Raw genomic sequence first — 18,203 nt, forward strand, 5'->3', positions numbered from 1 at the left:
AGTAGCCTGTGCGTTAGGTAGGTTTCAATGGAGAGGTTACGGTGTTTTTTTCGACGGCTGCGCGACTTTAACGATACTTACTGCAGCGGCGGCGCAGATCAGTAATACGCCAGCCAATCGAATCACATTTTCGGGATTGCCGTTAAGCCATCGGTGATAAATCAGTGGTAACGTAAAAATCTGAATAATCATCGGAATCACGATGAACATATTAAAGATGCCCATATAGACCCCTGTCCGGTGTGCCGGAATACACCCTGCGAGCATCACATAAGGATTTCCCATGATACTGGCCCATGCCAGACCAACGCCAATCATCGGCAAAAACAGCACTGCAGGCGTATGGATATCTGGCAAACTCAACATCGCTATCCCCGCCAGAGATAAGCAAATGGCATGGGTTATCTTCGGACCAAAACGACGCACAAACGGTACCAGCGCAAATGCAGCGATAAAGGCGACAAAATTATAAAAGGCGCCAATTTGTCCGTTGAGTAGTCCTGCATCACGAAAGCCATCTGTCGCCGGATCGTCTGTTCCAAAAATACTACGTCCCAACGACAACACAATATATTGCCAGTAACAGAACATCGCATACCACTGAAACAATTTCACCAGCGCCAACTGCTTCATGGTGAGAGGCATCTCTTTCACCGCCTGCACAATATCGCTGACCGTTGCTTGCCATCCGGAGGGCTGGCTTGCAATCTCTGCGATCTGTTCTGCATCCATTGGGAGCTCTGGTGTCGTTTTAAGACTCCATAGAATACTGGTAATCGAAAACACGGCACCGATCATAAACGCCGTAATCACAATGTAGGGAATATGATTGGTGTTGACCGCATTGCTGTTCATTCCAAATGCAACCAGTAACGATGGCGTCAGATAGGCAAGCGTCTGACCAAGTCCCGTGCACGCGCTTTGGGTCAAAAAGCCCGCTGCATGTTGCTCTGAACGGAGGCGGTCACTGACATACGCACGATAAGGCTCCATCGTAACGTTATTGGCTGCATCGAGAATCCACAGAATACTTGCTGCCATCCATAAGCTTGAGCTAAATGGCATGATCAGAAGCCCCAAGCTACAAATGAGTGCCCCAATCAAAAAGTACGGTGTACGACGTCCCCAACGACTAACGGTACGATCACTCATCGCGCCGATAATAGGTTGCACAATGAGTCCAGTCACAGGGCCCGCTAACCATAAATAAGGCAAGCTCGCCTCATCCGCACCGAGGTACTTATAAATCGGGCTCATGCTACTTTGCTGCAATCCGAAACTAAACTGCAAACCAAAAAAACCAATATTCATGTTCAAAATTTGCCAGAACGAGAGCCAAGGTTTTTTGTTGCCGGTACTTCCGATTGCTGCGTGATTCATGATGTGATTGCCCGATGAGTTACGTTAGACGGTACTAGCCAGCATTGCGACCACGGTGCTATTGTCATTTGATCGCTACACATTTGTTGACTGAGTAAATCCTGCCAATCATGCATACGCAGAGAAGGTGGCAACAGCACTTCTGTCGCAACCGTACACGCATGCTCCGAAAAATTACCAATAAATATCACTGGATGATCATCATCCCCCCGCACAAACGCCAGCGTTTCTGGCGGCGCTGCAGAAAGCAAACGACGCGGCTGGTGAGCAGCCAGTTGTGGCAATGTCCGGCGTGCTGTCAGCAATTTTGTCAGCCCTGCAAACATCACACCAGCATTTGTTTGCGGAAGCAAGCGTTGTTCGTATAACGCTTCTGACCAGTGTGGTCGATGCAACCAACGACTATCGAGCGCTTGCGACGGAATATCGCGGTAATCGACGTCGTTTTCTTGTGCGAGCTCATCCCCCATGTAGATAAAGGGCATCCCTCCAAAGCATAAACTCAGTCCGTATAACAGCAACATCCGATGTAACGCAGGCGTCTGATCTGCCGAACTTAAACTGTCACATCCCGCCAGTGCCGCTGCCATTCCCACGCTGCCGTGTACTGCCGCCGGATCATTCGTCTGAAAACTCGCACCACGCGCAAAGCTCGTACCCTCGCCCGCAAAAAAACGTCCTACGGCAGCCAACCGGCTTTGGACATCCTGTGCACTCAAGCTCGCTTCTGGCCGCAATACATTCCATCCGATATCATCGTGACACCGCACATACGTCAACCAGCTGGTATGTGGAGGTAATGGTGGCGTCGCACGAATCACCTCTTGCATCAGGCTCGTATTCTGCTCGGTGATGGAAAGCCAACCCGACGCCATCAGTGTGCTGTGATACGCCAAATGACACTCGGCTTGTGCGCCATCAGCACTGCCCAGATAAGCAGGCAAATCCGCCGTTGGTACAATAGCTTCGGCTTTGAGTAATACCCCTGGCGCAGCAATATCGATCAGATGTCGCATTGCCCGCAACAGCGTATGCGTTTCTGGTTGATTCATGCAGTTGGTACCAAGGCGCTTCCACAAGAATGCCGTCGAATCCAATCGGAAAACTTCCACACCACGGTTCGCCAATTCCAGCATCGCAATGACCATATCCGCAAACACAGCAGGATTACGATAATTTAAATCCCATTGATAGGGATAAAAAGTGGTCCATACCCAGGACTGCATGGCGTCGTTATACGTAAAATTGCCAGGTGCGACTTCAGGAAACACTTGACCCAAGTTCGCCTCATACTGATCGGGCAACTCGCGATCTGCAAAATGATAGAAGTAGTCTTGGTAGCGTTTATCTCCCGCTTTCGCCGCAACGGCCCAGGGATGATCGTCTGCGACATGATTTAAAATAAAATCAGAACACAAACTAATACCGGCATGACGCAAAGCAAGCGTTAGCTGCGTTAAATCCTGCATCGTGCCAAGCGTCGGCTCAATCTCATCAAACGCAGAAACTGCAAACCCACCATCATTCTCACCTGCTCGCGCCTTTAAAAACGGTAGTAAATGCAAGTAGGTAACACCCATCTCTTTCAGGTGCGGGATCCGCTTCATCACACCCTGCAAATCTCCACCAAAACGATCGACGTAGGCACAGTAAGCGAGCATGTGTTCATCGCAAAACCAATCGGGATGCTGCTGACGTTTCAAGTCCAATGCAATGAGATCAGGTGAGCGCTGCCCAATCGTGTCAGACAAACGAACGCAAAGCTGCTCTACCCAACGTTGAAAATCATGCTGATTCTCAAACGCACTACCGTAGACCGATTCCAGACTCGCCAGAAGATCCGCTGAACGCGTACTGAAACGCCCCACCACAATCGCCTGCATAGCACCAGGCAACGTCGTTGATAAGGCTTGCAAACAAGCCGACTGGAGGGATTGGAAATCCATCGTGAATCACATTTCAAAAAATAAGAGACACCAGAAAAATGGCTCTCCCTGCTACCGGAGTAGAAAGAAGAGCCGAAACACACGGGTAAAGTGTTTATGTATGTTCAACATCGAACCATAGACTGCTAGCGGCACAACATGAGCATCAATGCGATATAACGATCTCACCAGAAGTGCAGCTGATGGGGGAATTATCCGACAAACGAAAATTCTTTGCAATCGATTGCAAAGATGCGCCGCAGCATTCGGCTGTACGCCGATATTTTACAAAGGAAGGTATGCAGCGATGCTGGGTAGACTGCGATTCATTTCGTTTTTCCGTCAGAAAAATGCGTCTATATTTAGCAACACCCTATCCAATTAGTTGAAAAAATGCGGCGATGCAGCATATATTTTTTTCGGAAAACGAGTAGCCAAACGGCATATGAGAAAGATGAACCGCACATTAATTGCAAACGTTTGTAATTGATATGTAAAGATGATATCGAGCATAGAATCAGATATCGCTGGGACGTTGGTATCACTCAATCGAGCGATATCGTCATAAATACGCTATTCGGGTCATCCGCGTAGTCCCCGAAGGGTGGACATAATTCAAACCCAAAGCTCGCGTACAACTGGCGTGCTGGCTCAAAGAACTGCACCGAACCCGTTTCAAGACTCAATCTCTTGTAATGCTGAAGACGCGCTTGCTCAATCAAATGTTCTAGCAAAGCTTTTGCTGCACCACGCCGACGCAATTGACGGGGCGTACGCATCGATTTAATTTCGCCGTGATGCTCATCGATAGATTTCAGTGCGATGCAGCCCACAAGGATGTCATCATCCCAGATCGTCCAGAATGTGATCTCCGGATGACGCAATTTCTCCACATCAAGCGCATGTACACTCTCAGCCGGACTTGTGGCATACATATCATCCAAATGCTCTTGCAGTAAGCGACGGATCTCATCTCCTTGCAAATCATCTATTCTTATTTTCATCTCAGTCTCTTACTTGCAATGACATGTATTCCGATAACAGACAAACAGCACTCCTCGAGGCTTTCTGTCGAGGCCTGCTTTTTCCTATAACTCAGTCCATCGAGGCAACTGATGCTTACGTCCACTGTACGCGTAATATGCCCCCATAGATAATCCAAACAACACACCGGCGCATGAGGCAATGATCAGCGCATCGAACGGCGCTAAACCTTGGCGAGACCACAATGCGGCCCACATCACGAGCCCCCAAGCGATAGCAAATACTGTACCCGTCAGCAACACGTTAGCAAAGAAGCCGCCAAAATGTGGTGGCGGTACATCGAATCCCATTTTCCAGAGAAACCGAACCAGTGGTGGCGCGTAATTACTGCGCCTGATACCGCTGGATTCAAGAATAGCTAACGCCGCCTCTCTCTTTCTAGATACGCTCATTGTTCCACTCCCTGTCAAAAATACGACGACTGTTATGGCCTAAGGCACTCAGTGTTACTCACCACGTTTTGATGTGCAATTTCAAACCGGCAATCAATGCTCTTTTTGATTTTAATTTTAGCATCATGATAAGTCGTTTTTCCCCAAAATTAACTTTTTGGGCAGGGACATTGCTCTACTAGATGAGTACTTGTCGTGATCAAATGAGGAGGTGCGATTAAATGGGCCACCCGCCTGCGCAGCGCGTACGCACCACGCACTTACATATCGAGCTCAAGCTGCCCGTAAAATGGTACTTGATTCCATGTCTGGGAAAGCACTGATACGGCATCATACAAATCAACTTGGGGGTCAATGAACCGCAAATCCGGCGCTTGCTGCCCTCGGATAGCGCACGCGCTCTCGATTCCAATCAAAAACTGATCTTGATCAAATTGACCGTTCCACAGTTGCGCCTGCAAACTTTCCACTATGGCCTCGGCGTGTATCGTTTGAGCTGCTAAAGTTTCATTTTGAATGTCGTGTGACTGCTCCATCACAAGGGCAATCTCAGAACCTTTCGCGACTAATCCCAAAAAGCCATACTCATAACCTAGCGCAGTTTCAACAACATAATGAATCAAATCATGCGGCAATATGCCTTGACGCGGCATCTTTGTTGCCGTCTCAGTTCCATTTGCTCTGATACAACGCAATGCGTCGTATTTTGCCGATTTCTCATGTTTAGTCGCAATTAATTTCATGGCAGTGAAAGAGAAAAGTCATCGAAATAGTTCACCTGATTTTATATGATTTACAAAACATCCTAGTTGCGATCGATGCCTCTTGAGGAAGTTAAAGCACTAAATACCACCACTCCGTCATTCCCGCGCAGGCGAGAATCCAGTGCACACTAGCGCTTTCGGCCTTAATCACATATCACCATCATCCAACCCTCAAGGTGCTCACGCACCACTGGATCACCCGCCTGCGCGGGTGATGACGGTGCGAATGGTAACGTTGTTTTGAACTCTTGATTGTGGTTGATTCTCGACTGTGGTTGATTCCTGATTGTGGTTGATTCCTGACTGTGGTTGATTCTTGACTGCAGTTGACGCTTTTCACCCGTGGTAGAAGCGGGCTTTTCATTGGCGGTCGAATCAACTCTGAGTCAGTACATCTTGGAAAAGTTAAAACACTGCATACCACCACGCCGTCATTCCCGCGCAGGCGGGAATCCAGTGCGCGTCTGCGCTTTCGACCGTAACCACATATCACCATCGCCCAACCCTGAAGGTGCTCACGCACCACTGGATCACCCGCCTGCGCGGGTGATGACGGTGCGAATGGTAATGTTGTTTTGAATTCTTGACTGTGGTTGTTTCTTGACTGTGGTTGATTCTTGACTGCAGTTGACGCTTTTCACCCGTGGTAGAAGCGGGCTTTTCATTGGCGGTCGAATCAACTCTGAGTCGTACACTTTGGAAAAGTCAAAACACTGAATACCACCACGCCGTCATTCCCGCGCAGGCGGGAATCCAGTGCGCGTCAGCGCTTTCGACCTTAATCACATATTCACTTCCCAGGAAAACAAACATTCCTCCTCAACGCGTTGGAACCCAGTTCATAAGTCGATCATACTGTCGACGATATTGGTCGCCTATACATTCAACCAATGCAGGTGCAGTTTCACATGCAGCATTGCGGCTCTTGATCCATGTGCGTTGAAGTACATCTAACTGATTCTGTGCACCAACGGTACCACTACCGCGTCGAATGTCGATATACAGCGCTGCTACATCGAGATCCTGTTTCGCCAACGCGGGATGACTGCAAATGGCAGTCTCAATGTTGGTACTGGCCTTTTTACAATCAAATGAAGGCCCCTCGGGCGATGGGCGAAACTTTTGCTTTGGTAAAAACTGCTCCGAGTTGATATCGGTAACGCGTCCATCACGAGCGACGAACTGAACAGTGTGTGGCTGGATATCAACATCACTTAGCCAAGCAATCAGTGACTGACGAGCCTCAACTGGCAATTCGTCTGACGATAAGCGACTCGATCCGAGGACTAACTTGTCCTCTGAAAGATACGCACCAAGTTCGATGTCATTGAGGGTGTCGATCCAGAAAAATCCTTTGTCCATGCAAGCATGAGGCACACAGGCGGAAACACGAACATAACGGTGGTCAACGACAAGCACCGGATCAGGCGGACCACCTAGCGCAGACAACAAGTCTGCTGCCATCTTAGCGGGAACGCTATTCTTGATAAAACTATGCGCCCGCTTGTCCCAGATAAAAGCATTGGTTGATTGCCCTTGATAGGAAAGCACCCATTCAGTTGCTCTTTCTTTCGCCAGCGCGGTAAGCGGCGCCACAAAGAGGCTACAAGCGATGAGCCACAAGACAGTAAAGACACGTTTTTTCAGGCTGGGTGAGGAGATTAAATTGTGCATGGTCATCATCCTTATAAAATTCGCGCAGCGACATTAACACCGTGAAGACTCAAGCCAACTCACGGTCACAATTCATCTTCAGATAGGGTAGTCAGCTTCCAACTAACATAGAGCGTCGGCAAACTAACAAAGTACGCCGCATTAGCAATAAAAAGGGCAAAAGCAAGACCGATAACATGCTCACGCCCCCATCCCTTTTCTGCGATGGTTAGCAGTATGAATGACTCACCAATAATATTCGACATGGCGAGGAAAGCCATGCAAAATAAAAATGCATTTTTGCGCAGTGCAGCTTCTCTTTCATCATCTTCAATAGCGGGCTTACCTAATGGGCCATTGATAGCGATAGCCGAAACAATCACGGTGATTGCACCGCCAAGGCCATAAATGAAATGAGGTAACGTGGTTGTGATCGCATAGAAGATGAGTGCTGTTCCCAGCGCCATTGGCATCAGCGGTAACCATCGCATTGAATAGTAGCGCCGTTCATTTGAATCCATTGTCATGTCGCATTGAACTCTCTCGGATGCATTAGTCCACCACACCAATGTGTCCATCCTTTGCAATATCGTTTTATGCTTTGCACTCATTCTTCTTCTCCTGCCCGTTTTAGCGTCATGGCGATTGGTTCAAAGCGTTGAAAGGAAAACAGCATTTCAACACTGACATTGAAGTATTGGGATATTTTCAGGGCCAACTCCAAGCTGGGTTTGTAATCACCGCGCTCAAGATAGCCAATGGTCTGATTGTTGACGCCCACGGCTTCAGCCAATTCCTTTCGCGAGATTCCACGCTCTGTACGAAACAGCGCTATTCTATTGTGTATAAACATAATTATATTAAATTAGACAAGGTTATATTGTGAGTACACAACAATTTAATGTGTATGTCAATAAAATCATGCATCATAAGGATGTTCAATTGTCTTGATTTGCCTGTCTGAACAACCATGAACCCGCGGCGCGGCCTACATAGAGTCAGATTCATGGAGGTAGATGTTTTGCTCGTCTATAGGTTTGAAAGGACCGCTTTTTAGTGCCCTCGCTCTTGTTTGGGTCCGACACTTGTGTTGGGGCAAGGATAAATCTGAAATAACATCGAGAAAAACCGTCAACGATGCAATAAATCCTAATGTCTGTCCCTGAACAAACAACTGGCATATGCTGAGCAAATGCAAAGTATCCGTCCGACGCGAAAGGCGCGCACGCGCCACTGGATCACCCGCCTGCGCGGGTGATGACGATGCGAACGGCAATATTGTTTTAACTTCTCGCCTGTAATCACCGCAAATGACACTAAGTCATCGCTGCTGCATCTCATGCGGGGTTGCAGTAGCTCTTTCGTCGTTGGTTGTAGCAGTAGCGAATCTATAGATATTGCAGCTTTTCTTCTTTGCGCCTTGAAAAATTCGAGGCGCTGAATGACATTCTTTGCAAGATTACCCACCACTTCGTCATTCCCGCGCAGGCGGGAATCTAGTGTAACCAACTACATGTTGAGGTACGTCCTCACCCTCTGACATTCTTAATTCCATTGCGCAATTTTTTCCACCAAAAATCCGAATACCAGTAAATTATTTTTTAGCGCGACAAAGCGACAGAGTTCATTTAGTGGAGAGTAATTCACGACTGAGTCGTACCATTTGTTTTTCTTTGCTATGGAAGATAACTTCGTATCCGTGGCGACCATAAAGTGCAATTAACGGATGATTGTTCTCAGCAGTATCTGTAGCAGTTCGAAATAATCTACGACTTAAAAACCAAGTATGTGCAGCACCAAGTAGGGTGCTAGCAATACCCTTCCGACGCATTTCAGGCAATACATAGGCGGTGGTTACGAGGCCAAATTTGCCATGCTCATCCTCCTCTTGTCTCACGATAATATGACCCACATTTTGACTCTCAGGACCAACGCGTGCAATATAGATCGCGCCTAACAGACGACCATCGATATGTGATACGGCACGATCATAAAGCCATTCGAGCGAATACATAGATTCACCGACCTCTTCGCCAAGAACGTCAATTAAGGTATCTCGCATCCTTGAGGCGACGATTTGCAAGTCTGGGCTGCCGAGTTGTATAGGATCAATAATGATGCTCATATAGGACAATTTTCAAAATGAATACATGTCAGAAAGGTTCATAGCGATTCGACGCTACAGATATTTGCACGCCACTGGATCACCCGCCTGCGCGGGTGATGACGATGCGAACGGCAATATTGTTTTAACTTCTCGCCTGTAATCACCGCAAATGACACTAAGTCATCGCTGCTGCATCTCATGCGGGGTTGCAGTAGCTCTTTCGTCGTTGGTTGTAGCAGTAGCGAATCTATAGATATTGCAGCTTTTCTTCTTTGCGCCTTGAAAAATTCGAGGCGCTGAATGACATTCTTTGCAAGATTACCCACCACTTCGTCATTCCCGCGCAGGCGGGAATCTAGTGTAACCAACTACATGTTGAGGTACGTCCTCACCCTCTGACATTCTTAATTCCATTGCGCAATTTTTTCCACCAAAAATCCGAATACCAGTAAACTAGCTTTATCGGCAGTCGTTTCCCAAATCGATTTTTCCGAATAATCCGCTTCGAGAGCCATTCAATGTCAAAGCCAGCCCACTCAGGTGCTGGCAGAAATAATAAATTAAACCAGACAGCGGGGCGTACTTCGTTCCAATAGATCGCCTCTAGTTCATCAATTGAATATTTAGATTCGGCACAAATTTCTATAATCTTAGGCAACAATATTTTTATGTCGGAATCCATCCAGAACATTTGCATCATGTCCCAAATTTTTTTCCTATCATCTAAATCATCAGTCGGTGGCAGCATATCAATTGAAATATGAAATTCGTTATATAGTTAAGTCGCAAAACGACCTTCATTCAAAAAAACCATTAGCTCCAATGCCAAAATGCTCGCGCAATAGACCCTGAGGCGAATTACGATTTTGTGCTGCGAACGATTCAACTGTGAGCTTCCACTTTTGCGTATAAACATGACATCGCTCAGTAAGACGATCATTTCACGATGACTTATATGAGCCTTATCCCAAAGGTGATGATGAAAACGACATATGCTACTCCTGCAACTAAAACACCAATTCCCGCCAATGCGATGAAGAATATCAGCGTAGACATCACGCCATGGGCGTAAATAACTCCACCGACAGAAAAATATTTTTCAATCAATACAAACATCATGATCGGAAAAATCGTCGGTGCGACCAGCGCCTTACCTGACGGTAAACGTTTGTGCTCTTTGCTCACTATTCACCACCTCCTATATCCAGCAAACTTCCTCTTCAAACATCTGAATTTATCAAAATTAATTTACCGGTCTGAGAATTCGTTAATTCTTCTTTCGAGAACATTCACCTTGTTGAAGAGCGGCATATTTTCTGGTGATGACTTTAGCACTTTAGTCGCTCAGATAGGACGACAGTGGCGATCGATTACAGCACCATTCGATGCAATGTTCCCACTGCACCCATACTGAATGTCTGAGCAACATTGGGAGCCGCAATGCTAAGATTGTTAACAACCCGGGTCCATTCTGCCAGTATCTCGTCATCATTCTTAACGGTCATAAGAATAGCCCAACTTTCAACCCACCCGCCTTTCTCAGAACCGCTAGAATTAATGGCAATTGCAATCGCGTTGGTACTATAGCGCGTTACCTTAAAACTATTTGGCATCACTTCGCGCCATTCTCCGTCGTCGAATAAAAATACTTTTGCATTCCAACCATCCAACATTACTCGAAGCTTGAGATCGTCAGTGTCTGGGGACTTTGTAAGGTCCGGGGATGTTAGCGGCTCCCGCTTCTTTAAGCTTCCCTCCCATTGCCCATTTAAAATCGAGTCAACTGGGCGAGTGAATCGCGGCTTCAGAGAATCGATATTGCTCGTCGGTGCTGTGGTACATCCTCCGATTGCACATAGAAGAAAAATAGCATTGGCGCATAACAAAAATCGCGATTGAAACATATATTTAAACTTTCTCTTATCACAGTTAAATAAAAAAAGTGATCTACAATTTCGCTATTGCGATCATTAAAATACCACTCGTCGCTTCGTCATTCCCGCGAAGGCAGGCACTCATTCAACATCAGCACATGCGTTCAACAACATATTCATCATCGTCTTACGCTGGAGGCGCGTTTGCACCGATGGATTCTCCGCTTTCGCGAAGAATGACGGTTGTGTGGAGTGTTTCATCAAAAATAATCTTATTCCGACATTGATCTCTACATTGCCCTAATTCAATTTGTACGGCAGCTTCATTAATTCATCATGGTAAAAATCAAGTGTCGCTTGATTCGGAAATAAAAAATCTTTGTAAGTTGTCCAATCTGGGTCATTTTTAATATTTGTGTATGTCTTGCATTCTGGGCACTCTTTCAAATAGAACGCTTTGAGTGCCTCCTCAACTTTTGAGCTATCTTTCACATAGACATAATGTAGACACTCCCGGTTGTACTTGAATGTCCCCGCATGTACTGCGGCTGTGACATTTTCGATCGTTTCAATCAGCTTTGAGGACAGTTTATTTAAATGATCAAGGTCAGAAGTTTCTGGAAGCCCATCTCTTCTTTGTGTCGCATAAGTGACCCCTGTAATAATTAAGGTCGGATATGTTGACAAAGGTAGCTGCTTTTTCAGTCCAAGATTAACGGTAATTGATCCAGGACCTTGATCATAAGAAGCTAAATAGGCCCACCAGAAATCAGCAGGAATAGCTTGGCTATGCAGATTCAATGGAGTCGTTTCGGTTGCCATTGAAACATCCAGTACCGTAGCAAGAAAAAGCGCGATCAATGGTTGGATTAATTGTTTCTTCATTAGTTATGCGTATTAAAAAATGGAGTGAAGGTCAAGTGAATGCTCCGCAGATCCAGTCATATGTCTGCTTGGTGCAAGAAAGTGACTTTGCACCAAAACTTACCTTTAAAATAATAACTTATTTATATTATTCATATCTCAATTTTTAGCGCATTAGGCTGACGTTGCGTGCGCAACATTGGATTCTCTGCCTTCGGAGAGAATGACGGATGGGTGGAGCGTTTCTTAGAAATGGATCTTGCTCGCGTTAAGGAGCACGGATGCGTCATACGATTGCTTGTACGCATTTTTGGATAAACTAGTCTGCGATCGGTCTTGCATCGAAAAGAACAAGCCAATAAAGAAAAAACCCGTTCTCTTTCGAAGAACGGGTTTCAGTCAACGTTGTCTAATAACGTCCTATTTAAAACGGAATATCATCATCCATATCCGAGAAATTCGGTGCAGGGCGGGATGCTGGTGCTTGTTGACGTGGTGCAGGGGCAGCTTGGCGTGGTGCTGGGGCTGGTGCGCCGCCGTAGCCGCTGTCGTCCATTGCTGCGCCGCCGCCCATGCCTGGACGTCCGCCTAACATTTGCATGCTGTCAGCTTTAATGTCGGTAGCGTATTTTTCTACGCCGTCTTTGTCGGTGTATTTGCGTGTACGCAGGCTGCCTTCGACGTAGACTTGGGAGCCTTTTTTCAGGTATTGGCCTGCGATTTCAGCGAGCTTGCCGAAGAACGTGATGCGGTGCCATTCGGTTTGTTCTTTTTTCTCGCCAGTTGATTTGTCTTTCCAGCTATCGGTTGTTGCGACTGTGATGCTGGTCATTGCGTCACCACTTGGCATATAGCGTGTTTCCGGATCGCGGCCCAAATTGCCAACGATAATAACTTTATTGACGGATGCCATGGTTTTCTCCTGTTTTCCTGATAATTTCCAATTGATAGTGGTCATAGTAAGCCGACACAACATCGCTCCACCACGCGAGCGTGGCAGGGAAGCAATGTTTGCGTCGGTGCTATCGTAATGTGCGGTTTTAGACCTCTTGCGGTGTCTGACGAGCAGAACGGCGGGGTATTTCCGGCATGTTGTACGCGATTATAAGCCAGATAAGTGTCAGTAAAGAACACAAACCGAAGATGGTTGGTGCACTTGCCACCTTACTCATCAAGCCACCCGCTGCGGCACCAGAGGCAATGCCGAGGGCTTGCAGGGTGTTGTAGACGCCTAAGGCGGCACCTTTGGCGGCGGGCGGCGCGATTCTGGATACCAGCGATGGTTGGCTGGCTTCGAGGGTGTTAAAGGCAATAAAGAAACCAAATAACAACGCAATGAGGGCAACAGGATGCTCTAACAATTGCCAAAAGCCAACCTGTACGACGAGTAAGACAGTGATTGCAATCAGAAACACCTGTTTCATTTTTGCATACTTTTCTCCGACGATGATGGCCGGCAACATGGCTATAAACGAGACCAGCATGACCGGCAAATACACTTTCCAGTGACTTGCCAAGGGGATCTCTGCAACGCGCACCAATGCCGAAGGCACAACAACGAACATGGCCATTTGTGCGAAATGCAGGACGTACACGCCAAAATTCAGACGCATCAGCTCGCGATTACCAAGCACTGCTGAAAATGGAACACGTTCTGCAGGCAGCGGTGGTGCATCGGGTGTCACCCAAATGATGACAGCGATAGCGGCAACGCCAGCAATGGCCATCATGACAAACATCGCAGGCATGCCGACCGTTTCAAACAGGACTGGCGCGATCACCATCGCCAACGCAAAGGTAATGCCAATGGAGCCGCCCACCATCGCCATGGCTTTGGTCCGGTGTTCTTCACGGGTGCTATCCGCAATCAACGCAGTAATGGCGGCAGAAATCGCGCCCAGACCTTGGATGCCACGTCCAATCATGATGCCTGTAAGGCTGCTGGATTCCGCGCAAATCAAAGCGCCCAGCACAAACATCGCCATACCAGCGATAATGACAGGCTTACGCCCGAGACGATCCGAGGCCATTCCCAAAGGAATTTGGAAAAAGGCCTGCACGAGACTAAACATCCCCAGCGCCATGCCAACGAGAATGGGATTGTCACCGCCAGTGAGACTTCTTGCATAAATAGCAAAAACTGGCGATAAAATGAACAACCCGAGCATGCGCAAAGCAAAAATAGACGCTAACGATGCACTGGATCGAATTTCTGACCGGCTCATGCCCGGCTTGTCATCCTGAACATCGGAGGCGTTGGTGTAATTTGTTGCCAAAGTCATATTTAAAACCTGGTTGTACAAGGTAATTTGATGAAAGCGCGGAGGAGTCCGCGGTAATTTTCAAAAAACCGTTATAGTAGCAGGTTGATTGCCCCCGCCAACATTCGGATCGGACTGAGAATGAGATCACTGAACATGAAATTAATATTCAGACAATATTCAAACACGACTCAGTCACTACTCGCTACTACTCGCTAACACTTAGTTCATACTCAGTAAAAACTCAGTTCAACATACTATGACGACACGACCAAAAGCCGTAAAAGCCAAAGCAGCAAACAAACCCGCTGAAATCGAGTTCGGCGCAGATGATATCGCACTCATGCAGAAACGTGAGTTGATCAGGATCAGAGGAGCACGCACTCACAACCTGAAAAATATCAATCTTGATCTGCCCCGCAATAAACTGGTTGTCATTACTGGCTTATCTGGCTCTGGCAAATCGTCACTGGCGTTTGATACCTTATATGCCGAAGGTCAGCGTCGTTATGTGGAATCGCTGTCGGCCTATGCGCGTCAGTTCTTGCAATTGATGGAAAAACCGGATGTCGATCTGATTGAAGGTTTGTCTCCAGCGATTTCCATCGAGCAAAAAGCAACCTCGCACAACCCACGCTCGACCGTCGGTACTGTCACAGAAATCCACGATTATCTGCGTCTGTTGTATGCCCGCGTTGGGACACCTTATTGCCCCGACCACCCAGAAAACCCGCTCGCAGCGCAATCTGTGTCGCAAATGGTGGATGCGGTGCTGGCAATGCCAGAAGACACCAAGCTAATGATCCTCGCTCCTGTGGTTGCGAACCGAAAAGGGGAGCATGTCGATTTGTTCGAACAAATGCAGGCACAAGGCTTTATTCGCTTCCGGATTCAAAGTGGCACGCATGAAGCCAAGATCTATGAAGTCGATGATCTGCCAAAATTAAAAAAGACCGAAAAACACACCATTGACGTGGTGGTGGATCGCGTCAAAGTGAAAGAAGACATCAAGCAACGCTTGGCGGAATCGTTCGAAACTTGCCTGCGCATCGCCAATGGCCGCGCGCTGGTGGTCGATATGGATACCAAGGAAGAGCAACTGTTTTCGAATAAATTCGCGTGTCCAACTTGCGGGTACTCATTGCAAGAATTAGAACCACGTTTGTTCTCGTTCAACAATCCCATGGGCGCGTGCCCCGAATGTGATGGATTGGGACATATTGAGTTCTTTGATCCAAAGCGGATCGTTGCGTTCCCTAACTTATCGCTCGCCAGTGGCGCAGTCAAAGGCTGGGACCGTCGTAATCAGTTTTATTTCCAGATGTTGTCGAATCTGGCAGCGTTTTTTGAGTTTGATATTGATACGCCGTTTGAGCAATTGCCTGAATCGGCGCAACAAATTATTTTATTTGGCTCAGGCAAGCAACTTATTCCGTTCACCTACATCAACGAAAAAGGACGCGCTGTCGTCAAAGAACATACGTTTGAAGGTGTAGTGAATAATCTGCAGCGACGTTATCGCGAGACCGATTCGATGGCGGTCAAAGAAGAACTCGCGAAGTTTATCAACGAAAAACAATGCCCTTCTTGCGATGGCGCACGTCTGCGTATTGAAGCGCGGTATGTCAAAGTGGGAACAGGTAAGCAAGAAAAAGCGATTTACGACATCAGCGCCATGCCGCTGCGTGAAACGCTGCATTTCTTTGAACACCTGAAATTACACGGAGCGAAACGAGATATTGCTGACCGCATTATCAAAGAAATTTCTTCACGTCTCACCTTCCTCAACAATGTGGGTCTGGATTATCTGTCGTTGGATCGTAGCGCAGATACGCTCTCTGGCGGCGAAGCACAGCGGATTCGTTTGGCCTCGCAAATTGGCTCGGGTCTGACAGGTGTGATGTATGTCTTGGACGAACCGTCGATTGGTTTGCATCAGCGTGATAACGACCGTCTGATCGATACGCTGAAACATTTACGCGATATTGGTAATAGTGTCTTGGTGGTAGAGCATGATGAAGATGCGATTCGCTGCGCGGACTTTGTCGTCGATATGGGTATTGGTGCTGGCGTACACGGTGGTGAAGTGATTGCACAAGGTACCGTTGCCGATATCATGAAGAGCGAGCGCTCTCTGACAGCGCAATACCTCAGTGGTGCGCTGGAAATCGCTGTGCCAAAAAAACGTACAGTCAGTGATCCAGATAAACAGCTGGTGATCGCTGGAGCACGTGGAAATAATCTTAAAGATGTCACGATGCATCTGCCTGTTGGACTGCTCACTTGCGTCACGGGGGTTTCTGGTTCCGGTAAATCGACATTAGTGAATGACACGCTGTACCACGTGGCAGCACGTCATTTGTATGGTTCACAAACAGAACCAGCCACGTTTGATCATGTGAGTGGCTTGGAGCATTTTGATAAAGTCATTTCGGTTGATCAAGCGCCGATTGGTCGGACACCACGCTCTAATCCAGCCACCTATACCGGTTTATTCACACCGATCCGCGATTTGTTTGCGACCGTGCCAATGGCCAAAGAACGTGGCTACAGTGCAGGACGCTTCTCATTCAACGTCAAGGGTGGTCGCTGCGAGGCTTGCCAAGGTGATGGCGTCATTAAAGTCGAAATGCATTTCTTACCAGACGTGTATGTTCCTTGTGATGTGTGTCATGGCAAACGCTATAACCGCGAAACATTAGAAGTCCAATACAAGGGTAAGAATATTCATCAAATTCTTGAAATGACGGTCGAGGATGCGCATGAATTCTTTAAACCTGTGCCGGTCATTGCACGGAAGCTGCATACCTTACTGGATGTGGGTCTGGGTTATATCCGTCTAGGACAGAGTGCTACTACTTTGTCAGGCGGTGAAGCGCAGCGCGTGAAGTTGTCGCTCGAATTATCAAAACGCGATACAGGCCGTACTTTGTATATTTTGGATGAACCAACGACTGGTCTGCATTTCCATGATATCGCGCTGTTGCTCAAGGTGATTCATCGCCTGCGTGATCAAGGCAATACGCTGGTCATTATTGAACACAACCTTGACGTGATCAAAACCGCGGATTGGCTCATCGATCTGGGACCAGAAGGTGGTGCGGGTGGTGGTTTGATCATTGCCACTGGTACGCCAGAAGAAGTGGCGGCGAACAGCAATAGCGTAACAGGAAAGTACCTGTTACCTCTTTTAAAAAAACATCAGCACTAAGCGACATCAGTGCACATTATGTCAGTGACAGGATGGCTGCGCGCCTGTGCAACCATCCTGCGTAACTTTGTTAAACCAACATGTCTATTCGATTGATAGTAGGACTCGGCAATCCGGGTCCAGAATACGAACAAACCCGCCACAATGCGGGGTTCTGGCTGGTCGATCAGTTCCCAGTCAGTCTGCAACGCGATAAAAACTTCAATGCCTTGGTCGGTAAAACACGCATCGCCGGTAACGAAGTGTGGTTGCTTGAACCGCAAACTTTTATGAATCGCTCCGGCCAATCGGTAGGGGCACTCTGCCGATTTTATAAAATCAATCCTGATGAAGTGCTGGTGGTGCATGATGAACTCGATATCATGCCAGGCATCGCTAAGCTCAAAAAGGGGGGATCTTCTGGTGGTCATAACGGTCTCAAAGACATTACGGCAGCATTAGGCACGCAAGATTATTGGCGCTTACGTATCGGTATCGGCCATCCACGGACGCTCAATCTACAACAAGGCGTTGCCGATTTTGTGTTGCATCGTCCCCGTAAAGAAGAGCAGCCACTCATTGATGAGGCGATTGCCAAAAGCATGGATATTCTGCCCCTGCTTGCCGAAGGAAAGTTTCCAGAAGCAATGACGCAATTGCACACAGCAAAGTGAGCGGCGCATCGTCTCCATCCCTTGGCTTTGAGACCACTGGCTCGTATTTGATTGTTATTGTCGTTGATTGAATTG

At 47.4% G+C, this 18,203-nt stretch carries 17 protein-coding genes; 2 read left to right on the forward strand and 15 right to left on the reverse strand.

The features are described from left to right. Nucleotides 1-36 precede the first annotated feature (36 nt). The 15 genes from ACO0K2_RS13765 to ACO0K2_RS13835 all read right to left on the reverse strand — a co-directional run bounded on the left by ACO0K2_RS13765 (nucleotide 37) and on the right by ACO0K2_RS13835 (nucleotide 14,285). A complete protein-coding gene (locus ACO0K2_RS13765) occupies nucleotides 37-1,380 on the reverse strand; it encodes an MFS transporter (protein WP_423019733.1) in 1,344 nt (447 codons plus the stop codon). Beyond that, on the reverse strand, nucleotides 1,377-3,326 hold the full coding sequence (locus ACO0K2_RS13770) for an alpha-amylase family glycosyl hydrolase (RefSeq protein WP_423019735.1): 1,950 nt from the start codon (nucleotides 3,324-3,326) through the stop codon (nucleotides 1,377-1,379). Before ACO0K2_RS13770 ends, ACO0K2_RS13765 begins: the two co-directional genes overlap by 4 nt. Nucleotides 3,327-3,850: 524 nt before the next feature. Continuing rightward, nucleotides 3,851-4,309 (reverse strand): GNAT family N-acetyltransferase, encoded by a 459-nt coding sequence (locus ACO0K2_RS13775; RefSeq protein ID WP_423019737.1) that lies wholly within the window; start codon nucleotides 4,307-4,309, stop codon nucleotides 3,851-3,853. A gap of 84 nt (nucleotides 4,310-4,393) precedes the next feature. Further along, on the reverse strand, nucleotides 4,394-4,741 hold the full coding sequence (locus tag ACO0K2_RS13780) for a DUF6404 family protein (protein ID WP_423019739.1): 348 nt from the start codon (nucleotides 4,739-4,741) through the stop codon (nucleotides 4,394-4,396). A gap of 260 nt (nucleotides 4,742-5,001) precedes the next feature. Beyond that, nucleotides 5,002-5,484 carry a hypothetical protein gene (locus ACO0K2_RS13785; RefSeq protein WP_423019741.1) on the reverse strand — a complete coding sequence of 161 codons (483 nt, stop codon included), beginning with the start codon at nucleotides 5,482-5,484 and terminating at the stop codon, nucleotides 5,002-5,004. A gap of 840 nt (nucleotides 5,485-6,324) precedes the next feature. Then, nucleotides 6,325-7,179: a lysozyme inhibitor LprI family protein gene (locus ACO0K2_RS13790; protein WP_423019743.1), complete on the reverse strand. Its 855-nt coding sequence runs from the start codon at nucleotides 7,177-7,179 to the stop codon at nucleotides 6,325-6,327. A 65-nt stretch (nucleotides 7,180-7,244) separates the two neighbouring features. Further along, nucleotides 7,245-7,769: a hypothetical protein gene (locus ACO0K2_RS13795; protein ID WP_423019745.1), complete on the reverse strand. Its 525-nt coding sequence runs from the start codon at nucleotides 7,767-7,769 to the stop codon at nucleotides 7,245-7,247. Next, entirely contained in the window at nucleotides 7,766-8,011 is a 246-nt protein-coding gene (locus tag ACO0K2_RS13800) for a helix-turn-helix transcriptional regulator (protein ID WP_423019747.1), read from the reverse strand. The genes ACO0K2_RS13795 and ACO0K2_RS13800 overlap by 4 nt, the downstream gene beginning before the upstream one ends. 771 nt (nucleotides 8,012-8,782) lie before the next feature. After that, entirely contained in the window at nucleotides 8,783-9,283 is a 501-nt protein-coding gene (locus ACO0K2_RS13805) for a GNAT family N-acetyltransferase (RefSeq protein WP_423019749.1), read from the reverse strand. A gap of 370 nt (nucleotides 9,284-9,653) precedes the next feature. Then, nucleotides 9,654-10,013 (reverse strand): DUF7079 family protein, encoded by a 360-nt coding sequence (locus tag ACO0K2_RS13810; protein WP_423019751.1) that lies wholly within the window; start codon nucleotides 10,011-10,013, stop codon nucleotides 9,654-9,656. Nucleotides 10,014-10,216: 203 nt separating this feature from the next. Beyond that, entirely contained in the window at nucleotides 10,217-10,450 is a 234-nt protein-coding gene (locus ACO0K2_RS13815) for a hypothetical protein (RefSeq protein WP_423019753.1), read from the reverse strand. 185 nt (nucleotides 10,451-10,635) lie between these two features. Beyond that, complete coding sequence (locus ACO0K2_RS13820; protein WP_423019755.1) at nucleotides 10,636-10,938, reverse strand: hypothetical protein; 303 nt, start codon at nucleotides 10,936-10,938, stop codon at nucleotides 10,636-10,638. Nucleotides 10,939-11,439: 501 nt separating this feature from the next. Then, on the reverse strand, nucleotides 11,440-12,024 hold the full coding sequence (locus ACO0K2_RS13825) for a DUF695 domain-containing protein (protein WP_423019757.1): 585 nt from the start codon (nucleotides 12,022-12,024) through the stop codon (nucleotides 11,440-11,442). A 403-nt stretch (nucleotides 12,025-12,427) separates the two neighbouring features. Beyond that, entirely contained in the window at nucleotides 12,428-12,916 is a 489-nt protein-coding gene (gene ssb, locus ACO0K2_RS13830) for a single-stranded DNA-binding protein (RefSeq protein ID WP_423019759.1), read from the reverse strand. A gap of 127 nt (nucleotides 12,917-13,043) precedes the next feature. Then, nucleotides 13,044-14,285, reverse strand: a complete 1,242-nt coding sequence (locus ACO0K2_RS13835) for an MFS transporter (protein WP_423019761.1) — start codon at nucleotides 14,283-14,285, stop codon at nucleotides 13,044-13,046. 322 nt (nucleotides 14,286-14,607) lie between these two features. Between ACO0K2_RS13835 and uvrA the strand changes: the two genes are divergently transcribed. Together uvrA and pth are read left to right on the forward strand one after the other, a co-directional pair. Continuing rightward, entirely contained in the window at nucleotides 14,608-17,475 is a 2,868-nt protein-coding gene (uvrA, locus tag ACO0K2_RS13840; RefSeq protein WP_423020135.1) for an excinuclease ABC subunit UvrA, read from the forward strand. 80 nt (nucleotides 17,476-17,555) lie between these two features. Continuing rightward, nucleotides 17,556-18,128 carry an aminoacyl-tRNA hydrolase gene (pth, locus tag ACO0K2_RS13845; protein WP_423019763.1) on the forward strand — a complete coding sequence of 191 codons (573 nt, stop codon included), beginning with the start codon at nucleotides 17,556-17,558 and terminating at the stop codon, nucleotides 18,126-18,128. Nucleotides 18,129-18,203 lie beyond the last annotated feature (75 nt).

The organism is Undibacterium sp. MH2W (assembly GCF_049340215.1).
Classification (GTDB): Bacteria; Pseudomonadota; Gammaproteobacteria; order Burkholderiales; family Burkholderiaceae_D; genus Undibacterium.